The 12,646-nt window shown below is 69.0% G+C and carries 9 protein-coding genes; 4 read left to right on the forward strand and 5 right to left on the reverse strand.

The genetic code is table 11. The features are described from left to right. The first annotated feature begins 23 nt into the window (after positions 1 to 23). The 3 genes from RHOOR92_RS20065 to RHOOR92_RS0105815 all read left to right on the forward strand — a co-directional run bounded on the left by RHOOR92_RS20065 (position 24) and on the right by RHOOR92_RS0105815 (position 6,295). Positions 24 to 629 carry a GNAT family N-acetyltransferase gene (locus RHOOR92_RS20065; protein WP_027489839.1) on the forward strand — a complete coding sequence of 202 codons (606 nt, stop codon included), beginning with the start codon at positions 24 to 26 and terminating at the stop codon, positions 627 to 629. A 45-nt stretch (positions 630 to 674) separates the two neighbouring features. Beyond that, positions 675 to 4,133, forward strand: coding sequence for a transcription-repair coupling factor (mfd, locus tag RHOOR92_RS0105810; RefSeq protein ID WP_027489840.1), 3,459 nt, complete (start codon positions 675 to 677; stop codon positions 4,131 to 4,133). A 476-nt stretch (positions 4,134 to 4,609) separates the two neighbouring features. Next, positions 4,610 to 6,295: a diguanylate cyclase gene (locus RHOOR92_RS0105815; protein WP_231378339.1), complete on the forward strand. Its 1,686-nt coding sequence runs from the start codon at positions 4,610 to 4,612 to the stop codon at positions 6,293 to 6,295. A gap of 13 nt (positions 6,296 to 6,308) precedes the next feature. Here RHOOR92_RS0105815 and RHOOR92_RS0105820 read toward each other — a convergent pair whose 3' ends face one another. The 5 genes from RHOOR92_RS0105820 to RHOOR92_RS0105840 all read right to left on the reverse strand — a co-directional run bounded on the left by RHOOR92_RS0105820 (position 6,309) and on the right by RHOOR92_RS0105840 (position 11,493). Then, the gene (locus RHOOR92_RS0105820) at positions 6,309 to 8,579 is read right to left on the reverse strand and encodes a thiamine pyrophosphate-dependent enzyme (RefSeq protein ID WP_027489841.1); all 2,271 of its coding nucleotides are present in this window, start codon (positions 8,577 to 8,579) and stop codon (positions 6,309 to 6,311) included. An 88-nt stretch (positions 8,580 to 8,667) separates the two neighbouring features. Next, the gene (locus RHOOR92_RS0105825) at positions 8,668 to 9,294 is read right to left on the reverse strand and encodes a glutathione S-transferase family protein (protein WP_007512837.1); all 627 of its coding nucleotides are present in this window, start codon (positions 9,292 to 9,294) and stop codon (positions 8,668 to 8,670) included. Further along, positions 9,291 to 9,773 (reverse strand): hypothetical protein, encoded by a 483-nt coding sequence (locus RHOOR92_RS0105830; protein WP_231378340.1) that lies wholly within the window; start codon positions 9,771 to 9,773, stop codon positions 9,291 to 9,293. Before RHOOR92_RS0105830 ends, RHOOR92_RS0105825 begins: the two co-directional genes overlap by 4 nt. Beyond that, positions 9,770 to 10,312 (reverse strand): GNAT family N-acetyltransferase, encoded by a 543-nt coding sequence (locus tag RHOOR92_RS0105835; RefSeq protein ID WP_007512833.1) that lies wholly within the window; start codon positions 10,310 to 10,312, stop codon positions 9,770 to 9,772. Before RHOOR92_RS0105835 ends, RHOOR92_RS0105830 begins: the two co-directional genes overlap by 4 nt. A gap of 11 nt (positions 10,313 to 10,323) precedes the next feature. Continuing rightward, positions 10,324 to 11,493 carry an acyl-CoA dehydrogenase family protein gene (locus RHOOR92_RS0105840; protein WP_027489843.1) on the reverse strand — a complete coding sequence of 390 codons (1,170 nt, stop codon included), beginning with the start codon at positions 11,491 to 11,493 and terminating at the stop codon, positions 10,324 to 10,326. A 150-nt stretch (positions 11,494 to 11,643) separates the two neighbouring features. Between RHOOR92_RS0105840 and RHOOR92_RS0105845 the strand changes: the two genes are divergently transcribed. Beyond that, on the forward strand, positions 11,644 to 12,519 hold the full coding sequence (locus RHOOR92_RS0105845) for a DMT family transporter (protein ID WP_027489844.1): 876 nt from the start codon (positions 11,644 to 11,646) through the stop codon (positions 12,517 to 12,519). Positions 12,520 to 12,646 lie beyond the last annotated feature (127 nt).

A 12,646-nucleotide genomic window follows, 5' to 3' on the forward strand; every position in this document is an offset into this window, starting at 1 on the left:
ATACGCAAAAGTACGGACCTGCCATGATCCCCGCCATCGACTTCGCCGCTCCCACCCGCTACGCCTCGCTGCCGCCACGCGCCAGCGAGCGCTTCGCGCGTCCGCACGTGCGGCCCGCGCCGCGCGGCGAACAGGTGCGCACCGAGGACGGCCGCGAACTGGTGCTGCGCATGATCGAGCCGGGCGACGTGGCGGCAATGCAGCGCTGCTTCACCCGGCTGTCGCCGGAGGATATCCGCCGCCGTTTCCTGCATGCGATGTCCGAGTTGCCGACGCCGATGGCGCAGCGGCTGTGCCGCATCGATTCCAAGCTCGAGACCGCCTACGTGCTGATGGACGAATCCATCAAGCCGGCCGAGATGCGCGGCGTGGGCCGGATCTACGTGGACGAGGCCACCGACAGCGCCGAGTTCTCGGTACTGGTGGAGCACGACTGGAGCCGCCGCGGCTTGGGTGCCCTGCTGATGCGGCACCTGGTCGAAGACTGCCGCCGCCGCGGCCTGGCCGAGCTGTGGGGTTACGTGCTGCTGGAGAACCGGCCGATGCTGCAGCTGTGCAAGGAGCTGGGCTTCGCCCAGCGGATGCTGCCGGACGAGCCGGGCACCGCACAGATCACGCTGAAGCTGTAGAAACGCAGCCGGCCTGCACGGGCCGCCGCGTTACACTTGTCGGCTATGCCCAGCCCGATCAAGCACCCGCCCCTGCCCACCAGCCCGAAACAGTGCCGCCACTGGACGCCGCCGCACGGCTCCGCGCGGGCACTGCTGCTGGCCGAGGCGGCGCGCGCGCACGACGGCCTGCTGGTGGTGGTGGCGCGCGACACCCAGCGCGCGCAGGCGCTGGAAGCGGAACTGAAGATTTTCGCCGGTGGGCTGCCGGTGCTGCACTTCCCGGACTGGGAAACGCTGCCGTACGACGTGTTCAGCCCGCACCCGGAGATCGTCTCGCAACGCGTCGCCACGCTGTATCGACTGCCGAGCGTGAAGCGCGGCGTGCTGGTGGTGCCGGTGGCCACGCTGATGCAGCGGATCGCGCCGCACTCGCACATCACCGGCTCCGGGCTGGTGCTGGCGAAGGGCCAGAAGCTGGATCTCGCCGGCGAGCAACGCCGGCTGGAAGCGTCCGGCTACCGCCATGTGCCGCAGGTGGCCGAGCCGGGCGACTTCGCGGTGCGCGGCGCGCTGCTCGACATCTTCCCGATGGGCACCGCCGAGCCGTACCGCATCGAGCTGTTCGACGACGAGGTGGAGTCGATCCGCAGCTTCGATCCGGAAACCCAGCGTTCGCAGCAGCCGGTGGACCGGGTCGAGCTGCTGCCCGCGCGCGAGTTTCCGCTCACCGAGGAAGCGGCGAAGGAGTTCCGCGGCAACCTGCGCGAGCGCTTCCCGATCGACGTGCGCCGCTGTCCGCTGTACCAGGACATGAAGGAAGGCGTCACGCCCGGCGGCATCGAGTATTACCTGCCACTTTTTTTCCAACAAACCGCCACGCTGTTCGACTACCTCGCCGACGATGCGCTGTTCGTGCTCGGCGAAGGCGCCGGCGAAGCCGCCGACCAGTTCTGGGCGCAGACCGCCGAACGCTACGACCAGCGCGCGCACGACATCGAACGCCCGGTACTGCCGCCGGCCGAACTCTACCTGCCGCCGGAACAGTTGCGCGAGCGACTCAACAAGCGCCTGCGCGTGGAGGTGGTCGAGCCCGGCCACGAGCACGCCGTCGACACCGGCACCCAGCCGGCGCCGGAGCTGCCGCTGAATCGCAAGGGCGAGGAGCCGGGCACGTCGCTGCGGCATTTCCTGGCCAGCTATCCGGGCCGGGTACTGATCGCCGCGGATTCGGCGGGGCGGCGCGAGGCGCTGGTCGAGACGCTGGCCGGCGCCGGGATGAAACCGGACAACGTGGACGGCTGGACGTCCTTCCTTGCTGAAGATGCACAACGTTTTGCCATCACCATCGCGAGCCTGGAACAGGGCTTCGCGCTGACCAAACCCGCGATCACCGTACTTACCGAGCGCGAGCTGTACGGCGAGCGGGTGCGCAGCGAGCGCGAGCGCAAGCGCCGCCGCGGCACTGCACGCGACCCCGAAGCGATCATCCGCGACCTCACCGAGCTCACTCCGGGTGCACCGATCGTGCACGTCGACCATGGCGTGGGCCGCTACCAGGGCCTGGTCTCGATGGACGTGGGCGGCATGGACGGCGAGTTCCTCACCATCGAGTACGCCAGGGGCGACAAGCTGTACGTGCCGGTGGCGCAGCTCGGCCTGGTCAGCCGCTACTCCGGCACCGCGCCGGAGCTGGCGCCGCTGCACTCGCTGGGCGGCGATGCGTGGGAACGCGCACGCAGGAAGGCGGCAGAGAAAGTGCGCGACGTGGCCGCCGAGCTGCTGGCGATCTACGCGCAGCGCCAGGCCCGCGGCGGCGAGTCGCTGCCGATCGATCGCCAGCTGGTGGAAGAGTTCGGCAGCAGCTTTCCGTTTGAGGAAACTCCCGACCAGGAAAGCGCCATCGAGGCGGTGCTGGATGACCTGGCCGCGCCGCGTGCGATGGACCGGGTGATCTGCGGCGACGTCGGTTTCGGCAAGACCGAGGTGGCGCTGCGCGCCGCGTTCGCCACCGCCACCGCCGGCAGGCAGGTCGCCGTGCTGGTGCCGACCACCCTGCTCGCCCAGCAGCACTACCGCAACTTCGCCGACCGCTTCGCCGACTGGCCGGTGCGCGTCGACGTGCTGTCGCGCTTCAAGTCCGCCAAGGAAGTGAACGAGGCGCTGAAGCGTCTGGCCGACGGCCAGATCGACGTGATCGTGGGCACGCACAAGCTGCTGCAGCCAGACGTCAAGTTCAAGAATCTCGGCCTGGTCATCGTCGACGAGGAACAGCGCTTCGGCGTGCGCCAGAAGGAACAGCTGAAGAAGCTGCGCGCTGAGGTCGACCTGCTGACGATGACTGCCACGCCGATCCCGCGCACGCTGAACATGGCGATGGCCGGCCTGCGCGACCTGTCGCTGATCGCCACGCCGCCGGCGCACCGCACCGCCGTGCGCACCTTCATCTCGGCGTGGGACCCGGCGACGATCCGCGAGGCGCTGCAGCGCGAGCTGTCGCGCGGCGGCCAGGTGTACTTCCTGCACAACGAGGTGCAGAGCATCGAGCGCACCGTGCGCGAGCTGGAGGAACTGGTGCCCGACGCGCGCATCCGCATCGCCCACGGCCAGATGCCCGAGCGCGAACTGGAAGGCGTGATGGCGGATTTCCACCGCCAGCGCTTCAACGTGCTGGTGTGCACCACCATCATCGAAACCGGCATCGACATCCCCACCGCGAACACCATCATCATCGACCGCGCCGACCGCTTCGGCCTGGCCCAGCTGCATCAGTTGCGCGGCCGCGTCGGGCGTTCGCACCACCGCGCGTATGCCTATCTCGTGGTGCCCGACCGCCGCTCGATCACCGCCGATGCGCAGAAGCGGCTGGAGGCGCTGGCTTCGCTGGAAGAACTCGGTGCCGGTTTCACCCTGGCCACCCACGACCTGGAGATCCGCGGCGCCGGCGAGCTGCTCGGCGACGAGCAATCCGGCCAGATCCAGGAGATCGGCTTCGGCCTGTACACCGAATTGCTGGACCGCGCGGTGCGCGCGCTGAAGTCGGGCAAGGTGCCGGATTTCGACCTGAGCAGCGAACACGAAACCGAGGTCGAGCTGCACCTGCCTGCGCTGATCCCCGACGATTACCTGCCCGACGTGCACCACCGCCTCACCTTGTACAAGCGCATCGCCAGCGCACGCAGCGAGGACGAGCTGCGCGACCTGCAGGTGGAGATGATCGACCGCTTCGGCCTGCTGCCGGAGCCGACCCGGCAGCTGTTCGCCGTGGCCAGCCTGAAACTGATGGCGACCCCGCTCGGCATCCGCAAGCTCGACTTCGGCGCCAACGGCGGTCGCATCGTGTTCCGCGAGAAGCCCGAGGTGAACCCGATGACCATCATCCAGCTGATCCAGCGCCAGCCGCGCGTGTACAAGCTGGACGGCCAGGACAAGCTGAAGGTGATCCTGGAGCTCCCCGGCGCCAGCGAGCGCATCCGCAGCGCGCAGGAACTGCTGGTGATGCTGGGCGCGCGCCGGCCGGCCTGAGTCCGAGCCACCGCCGCGCCGGCGGTTTCCGGCGCCGGGGCTGACGATAGTCACTGGCCGTCGAGTCCCGCGCTTTGCACAATGCCTCGATGCCGCCACGGATGACCCTCCGCGTCCGGATTGAACCACCTCGGCTGCCGCCGGCCATGCCACGCTCGCCCGGAGCACCGGCCACCGGGGCATGGCCGGGGGATTCGCCAGGCGCAGCGCCGTGGCACGGCCCGTGCTTGATACAAAAACGAAGGATGATGCACGTTCAACGGTTGTCGCTCGCGCCGTCGCGCGTCCGGCACGGAAAGGGCCAGCATGGCGGGGAATGCCCCCACCTGATGCCGGGACGTGGAGGCCATGGGACGGCCGGCAAACGCATCATCCACCGGCAGTCCTGCAAGACGCTCGCACAGCGGGGGGAAGACATGGAGAGGCTGACCACAACGCCGACAACGGCCCGCCGCAGGCGGTCGTGGTGCGGCCTCGTGCTCGGCCTGCTCTGCTGGTTCGGGCTGGGCACGGCCCAGGCCGCCACCCCGCTGAACGGCGCCTGGCGCGAGGCGCATCCCCGCGATACCCCGCAGACAGTGCTGAGCGAGTACCACGCCGGCCTGCTGAAAAGTTTCGACCCGTCCCTGCTGCAACGGTTTCCGCAGGGCGATGCCGGCAACTGGGTGGTGATCACGGCGCAGCCGCCCTGGGACGACAGCGCGCGGGTGCTGACGATCTACCCGGCCACGCTGGGCACGGTCACGGTGTTCGGCGGCGCCCAGCCACAGACGCTGGCGCTGGACGACTTCAGCGAATCGCTGCATGGCCACGGCCGGCTGGCCTGGCAGCTGCCGGCCGGCCTGGCCGCGTCGGCGCCGATCCTGTTGAAGTTCGAACCATCGCAGACGCTCAGCGCACCGGTCCGCTTCCACCTGGAAACCGCGGGCGAGTACGCGCGCAACGACGCGCGCTGGCTGGTGCTGGCCAGCGCCTGCTTCGCGGTGATGCTGACGATGGTGCTGATGGCGCTGAGCTTCGCGCTGATGCTGCGTGACGTCACCTATGCGTGGTACGCCGGCTACGTGCTCTGCTACGCGCTGATCCAGGGCATCCAGACCGGCTTCGTGTTCCATCCGATGGAATGGCAGTGGCTGTCGGGCATGGCCTTGCTGGCCGGTTCGGCCGCGGTGGCGCTGTCGGTCGCGTTCGCCTCGCTGTTCATGATGCGCTTCTGCGAACTGCAGCGTTACGCACCGCTGCTGCGGGTGCCGGTCACGGCGCTGGCCGTCGGCATGATCCAGCTGGTGCTGATGCGCAGCAGCCGGATCCCGCTGCTGGTCGACGTGGCGCAACTGCTGCTCAACCCGTTGCTGATGATCGGTGCGGTGCTGCTGCTGGTGGCCGCCATCGTCGCCGCGGCACGCGGTTCGCGCCAGGCGTGGTTCTTCCTGGCCGGCTGGACGCCGCTGCTGCTGCTCACCGCGCTGACCAGCGCCCAGGTCGGCGGCGCGCTGCCGCGACTGGACTGGCTCAACGACGCCAGCCTGGCCGGCGGCGCGTTCGAGGCGGTGGTGCTGTCGATCGGCCTGGCCGACCGTGCGCTCAGGCTGCGCCACGACCGCGACATCGTGCGGGTGCTGGCCGACCACGACGCGCTCACCAACGTGCTCAACCGCCGCGCCTGGACCGAGCGCGCCAGCACCCTGCTGTCCGGCGGACCGCCGCGGCCGATTGCGCTGCTGTTCCTCGACCTGGATCATTTCAAGCTGCTGAACGATCGCCACGGCCACAACGCCGGCGACCGTGCGCTGGTCGCGGTGGCCAAGGCACTGGCCGCCGAGCTGCGCCCCACCGACCTGCTCGGGCGCTACGGCGGCGAGGAGTTCGTCGCCCTGCTCGACGGCATCCCGGCGCAGCAGGCCATGCAGGTGGCAACCCGCCTGTGCCGGCGCGTGCATCGGCTGGAGATACCTGTCAGTGAGGACTCGTTGCTGCTCAGCGTCAGCATCGGCATCGCCGTACGCCGGGAAGGCGACGACGTGGAATCCCTGGTCGATCGCGCCGACCAGGCCATGTATGACGCCAAGCTCGGCGGCCGCAACCGGGTCTGCCTGCACGCCGACAGCCTGACGCCCCGCACCAGCCCCCACCTGCACGTGGTGGAGAAACGCGAGCGCTGAAAGCCGGCCGCGGTCAGCCTGCCGCCAGCCCGCGTGCCGCCGCCACCACGTCGGCCTCGCCCGGCAGCACCAGTAGCGCCGCACCGGCCAGCGGGGTGAAGGTGTCGGCGCCGACCACGCGCTTCATCGGTGTGGCACCGCAGCCGCCCTCGACGATCGCGGTGATCACGCCCTCGCCCACGCCGGCGCTCTTGCGCCCCTCGTCCAGCACGATGATGCGCCTGGCCGTCTTCGCCTGTGCCGCGATGAAGGCGTCGTTGAGCGGCGCCAGCCAGCGCAGGTCGACCACGCGCACCTGCCAGCCCAGTTCCTTTTCGATCGTGCGCGCGGCACGCAACGCCATCGGCACGCCGTTGCCGAAGGTGAACACCACCAGGTCGTTCGCCGCCTCGTGGTAGAGGCGGCCCTCGCCCAGCGTCATCGCCTGGTCCGGTGCCGGATAGTCGAACTGCCACTGGCCGTCGCCGGCTTCGTACAGGTCCTTGGTCATGTACAGCGCGATCGGCTCGAGGAAGGCGCACACGCGGCCGTTCACCTTCGCCAGCGCCATCAGCGTGCGCAGCATCAATGCCGCGTCGTCGCCGCGGCTGGGGCAGCCCACCACCAGGCCGGGAATGTCGCGCAGCGCGGTGATCGAGTTGTCGTTGTGGAAGTGGCCGCCGAAACCCTTCTGGTAGCCCAGCGAGGCCACCCGCATCACCATCGGGTTGCGGTACTGGCCGTTGGAGAAGAACTGCAGCGACGCCGCCTCGCCGCGGATCTGGTCGCAGGCGTTGTGGAAGTACGCCAGGTACTGGATCTCCGGGATCGGCAGCATGCCCATGTTGGCGTAGCCCTGGGCCAGACCCAGGATCATGGTTTCATCGAGCAGCGTGTTGAACACGCGGCTGCCCTTGAAGGTCTTGTTCAGCCCCTTGGTGACGGTGTACACGCCGCCCTTCTGCGCCACGTCCTCGCCGAACAGCAGCGCCTCCGGGTACTTCGCCAAGAGATCGTGCAGCGCCTGGCCGATCTGGATCGCCAGGTGCCGCGGCGGCAGCTTCTCCGGCAGCTTCGCCTCGCCGCCGAACACGGCCAGCCGCTTCTCCGCATAGTCGGCGCGCGTGGCCTCGGCTTTCACCGCGGCCGGCGTGTACGGCGCCAGCGGGGCCATCACGTCTTCCAGCGAGGTCAGTCGATGGCGCGAATCCGCATCCTCGGCAGCGGCGAAGCAGCGCTTGCGGGTGGCTTCGTACAGATCCAGCAGTGCGTCCTTTGAATACAGGCCGGACGCCAGCGCGATGTCGGCCGAACGCAGCAGCGGGTCGGAGCATTCGACCGCAAAGAGTTCCTCGATGCTGCGCCACTCGATCTCGAAGTCGGTGCCGGCGTGGCCCATCACGCGGGTGGTCTTGAGATGCAGGAAGGTCGGCCGGCGGGTCGTGCGGCAATGCTCCACCGCACGCTGCACCTGGGCATAGCCCTCGGCCAGGTCGAGGCCGTCGGCGAAGAAATAATCGAGGTTGGCGCGATGCTGGTAGTTGGCCGCGACCCAGCCGGTCGGCGTCTTCACCGAGATACCGATGCCGTTGTCCTCGCACACGAACAGCACCGGCGCCGGCAGCTTCTGGTACGCCGTCCATGCCGCGGCGTTGAACGAGGTCTGCGCGCTGGCGTGGTTGCTGGAGGCGTCGCCGAACGAGCAGATCGCGATGCTGTCGTCGGGGATCGGCAGCTGGTGGCCGATGCGGCGCGCCTGCTCGATCGCCACCGCGGTGCCGAGCGCCTTGGGCAGGTGCGAGGCGATGGTGGAGGTCTGCGGCAGCACCCACAGCGGCTTGCTGCCCCACACCTTGTGGCGGCCGCCGGAGGCCGGATCGTCCTTGCTGGCGGCGAAGGACAGCGCCGAATCCATCACCGGGTCCATGCCCGGGATCTTGCGGAAGCGCTCGGCCATGAAGCCGCCGGAGCGGTAATGCAGGAACGCCGGATCGGTGTGCCGGGTCAGCCGCGCCACCATCGCGTTGCCTTCGTGGCCGGACGAACCGATCGTGTAGAACACCTTGTTCTGCACGCGCAGCACGCGCGCCATCAGGTCGAGGTGGCGCGAGATCAATTGGGATTCCAGCAGCTCGCGAAAGCCGCGTGCGTCCAGCGCGCTGCCCGGCAGCACTGCCTCGCCGTCGTGCGGCGCGGCGCGCGCCTCGCCCTGCCACAGCTGCACGAACTCGATGAAGTTCTGGTCGACGACTTCGGCGCGGTTGAAGCCCTTGTGGCGGGCGCTGAGGTTGAACGGAATGGGCATGGCGTGTCGTCGGTGAGGTGGGGGAATGTTCTGCAGAAGCCCGCTTGCGCGGCGATGCTCTTCAAGGGCATCGCCCGCAAGCGGGCTCCTACAGCGGTAGATGTTGCATCGGGGTGTGGCCGGGCTGCGCCTGCACGCGACCGAGCCACGCACGAATGTTCGGAAATGCGGACAGTTCGAACCCGCCGTCGCCGGCACAATGGGTGTACGCGTACAGCGCGATGTCGGCGATGCCGTAGCGTTCGCCGACGAACCAGTCGCGCCCGGCCAGGTGCTGTTCCATCACCGCCAGCACCTGCGTGCCCTTGTGCAGCAGCGCGGGCAGCTCGGCCTGGCGCGGGTGGTCGGGCGGCAGCCAGCCGCGGATGAAGCGCGCCACCGCGATGCACGGCTCATGGCTGTACTGCTCGAAGAACAGCCACTGCAGCGTCTGCGCGCGTAACCAGGCATCCTCGGGCCCCGATCCATTCGGCCAATAGGCGGTGCCTTCGGCGAGGTAGCACAGGATGGCGTCGGACTCGGCCAGCCGGCGCCCATCCTCCAGTTCCAGCAGCGGCACCTTGCCGTTCGGGTTCTTCGCCAGGTAGGCCGGCGTGCGCGTCTCGCCACCGGCGCTGTCCACGTCGACCCAGCGGTAGTCGCGGCCCAACTGGTCCAGCAGCAGTTGCAGCTTGTAGCAGTTGCCGGAAGCGCGCATGCCGTAGATGGTGATCATGGCCTTTCCCCTCCCAGCTGTTTCAGCAGCGCGGCGCGCTGCAGGTCCTTGGGACGGCCGAAGCTTTCGCAAAGCCGGATCTGGTCTTCGACCGACGGCACCGGCACGGCCAAGCCGTTCACGCCGGCCAGCACGAGCTTCCCCGGCAGCACCGGCCGCCAGCGATCGTCGGCATGAAGCTCGAGCGCGCCCATCACCTCGACCGGCGCGCCGGGAAAGCGGAAGCGGGCGAAGTGCGAACGGAACCGGTCGGCCTCCGGCGGCGTGAACGCGGGCTCGCGCCGCGACGCCCAATGCGCCATCAACGCCTCGGCGTCGGCGCGCGAGGTCAGCACGTCCACATCCGCGGCGCCGGTCTGCGCGCCGAGCAGCAGCGCCGCGGCGCTCCCGATCAGGCACCACGGATCGACGCAATGCACGTGCAGCTCGGGCACGATCTCGGCCAGGGTGGCGTAAAGCGCGGGCGAGAGGTGGCTCATGCGCGGCGCCGGCGCCATTGCTCGCGCGTCTGCACCCAGATTTCGGTGGGCGAATCCTCGTACGGCGCGGGCAGCTTGCCCGGGCCGCGGCAGCTCGAACCCAGCCGCTGCGCCAGCGCCTGCGAGGCGCGGTTGTCGGGATGGATGGAATGGATCATCTCGCTCCAGCCCAGCTGGTCGAAGGTCCAGTCGATCGCGGCGACGCAGCCTTCCAGTGCATAGCCCTTGCCCCAGGCGCTGCGCGCCAGGCCCCAGCCCACTTCGGTGCCGGGCCAGTCGGCCGGATGCCACGGGCCGAGCCGGCCGATCCATTGGCCGCTGCGCTTCTCGATCACCGAGAACATGGAAAAACCCTGGATCATCCACGCACCGGCCAGCGACAGGAAGCCGCGCCACGCGGCGGCGCGCGCCTGCTGGCCGCCGATGAAGCGCGCAGCCTCGGCATCGGCCATGTTCGCCGCGTAGGCGTCGAAATCCTGCATCCGCGGCGGGCGCAGGATCAGCCGCTCGGTTTCGATGCGCAACGAATCCAGGTCCATGCGACCCCGCTTCAGAACGCGTTGATGCCAGTCAGCTCGCGACCCACCACCAGCTCGTGCACGGTCTCGGTGCCCTCGTAGGTGATCACCGATTCCAGGTTCAGCGCATGGCGGATGGCCGAGTGCTCGGTGGTGATGCCGGCGCCGCCGAGGATGTCGCGGCACTGGCGCGCGATGTCGATCGCCATGCGGCAGTTGTTCCACTTGGCCAGCGAGACCTGGGTCGGCTGCATCTTGCCGGCGTCCTTCAGGCGCCCCAGCTGCAACGACAGCAACTGTGCGGTGGTGATGCGCCGGGCCATGTCGGCCAGCTTCAGCTGGATCGCCTGGTTGGAGGCGAGCGGCTTGCCGAACAGCATGCGCTCGGCGGTGTAGTCGAGCACTTCCTTCAGGCAGGCCTGTGCCGCGCCGATCGGCCCCCAGGTGATGCCGTAGCGCGCCTGGGTCAGGCAGCCCAGCGGCCCCTTCAAGCCCTTCACGTTGGGCAGCCGCGCGCTGTCCGGCACGCGCACGTTGTCGAAGAACAGCGCGCTGGTGACCGAGGCGCGCAGGCTCATCTTCTTGTGGATTTCCTGCGCCTTGAAGCCGGCCGTGTCGGTCGGCACCACGAAGCCCTGGATGCCGTCATCGGTCTGCGCCCAGACGATCGCGATATGCGCCAGGTTGCCGTTGGTGATCCACATCTTGGCGCCGTTGATGACCCAGTCGCCGCCGTCCTGCTTGGCGTGGGTCTTCATGTTGGCCGGATCGGAGCCGCCGTGCGGCTCGGTCAGGCCGAAGCAGCCGATCACCTCGCCCGCCGCCATCTTCGGCAGGTACTCCATCTTCTGCGCTTCGCTGCCGTAGGCGTAGATCGGGTACATCACCAGCGAACTCTGCACCGAGGCGAAGCTGCGCAGGCCCGAGTCGCCACGCTCCAGCTCCTGGCAGATCAGGCCGTAGCTCACGCCGTTCATGCCGGCGCAGCCGTACTTCTCCGGGATCGTCGCGCCGAGCAGGCCGAGGCCGGCGATCTCCGGGATCAATTCCTTCGGGAAGCGGCCCTGGTCGAAACAGTCGCCGATGATCGGCAGCACGCGTTCGTCGACGAAGCGGCCGACGGTGTCCTGCACCATGCGCTCCTCGTCGCTGAGCAGCGAACGGACGTCGTACAGATCGAGCGGATTCAGACGGACAGCCATGGAAGCTCCAGAGAGGGCGCGTAAAAGCCGGTATTGTAGCGCGACCTATGCGCCCGCACAGGCCGGACGCGCCCGACGGATGCGTATGGAGCACGCCCGCCCCGCCTGGCCCGATCCCGCCCTCCACTGCACGCTCGCCCACGGAAACCCATGTTCAAAGGTGTCTTGCTCGGCTTCATGGCCTTTGCCGCGTACGCCATCAGCGACGCGTTCGTGAAATCGTTGCGCGGCTCGCTGCCGGCGTACGAGGCGGTGTTCTTCGGCGCCGCGCTGGGCCTGACCGCGTTGCCGTTCATCAAGGGCGCCGATGACCGCTGGCACGAGGCGCTGCGCGCGCAACGCCCGGGCCTGTGGCTGGTGCGCGCGCTCGCCAGCGCGGTCGGCAGCATCGCGGCGGTGGTGGCGTTCACCGCACTGCCGATGGCCGAGGCGTTCGCGCTGATCTTCCTGCTGCCGATCTTCGTCACCGTGCTGTCGGTGCTGGTGCTGAAGGAAGCCGTGGGCTGGCGCCGCTGGTCGGCGGTGGTGGCCGGCTTCGTCGGCGTGCTGGTGGTGCTGCGGCCGGGCTTCCGCGCGCTCGGCATCGGCCACCTGGCGGCGATCGTGTGCGGGCTTTCCGGCGCCGTCTCGATGATCGCGCTGCGCCTGTCCGGCCCGCACGAGAAGCGCATCACCCTGTACAGCGCCGGCATGATCGGCTCGTTGCTGGTGGCCGGCTTGCTGATGCTGGCCGATTTCCGCTGGCCGGACCTCGTCCAGTGGGGGCTGCTGCTCGGCTACGGCCTGCTCGCCGCGCTGGCCTCGGTGTTGCTGATGCTGGCCACGCAGAAGGCGCCGGCCAACCACGTCGCGCCGACCCAGTACAGCCAGATGCTGTGGGCGGTGCTGCTCGGCTACGTGCTGTTCCACGACCGGCTGGACTGGCCGATGGCGATCGGCATCGCGATCATCCTCGGCGCCGGCTTGTTCACCTTCGTGCGCGAGGAACAGGTGACGCGCTGGTGGCAGCGGATCCGCATGCTCTGATTTCCCGGCCGTGCAACGCCTTGGGATGGGCCAGGCGTCGACTCGTCGTTCCAGCGAAAGCCGGAACCCCGTGCCTTCAGACAGTTGCCGAGGCCCAGGCTCTCGACTTTCGCCAGGATGGCGGCTT

It is taken from the genome of Rhodanobacter sp. OR92 (assembly GCF_000427545.1).
GTDB lineage: Bacteria > Pseudomonadota > Gammaproteobacteria > Xanthomonadales > Rhodanobacteraceae > Rhodanobacter > Rhodanobacter denitrificans.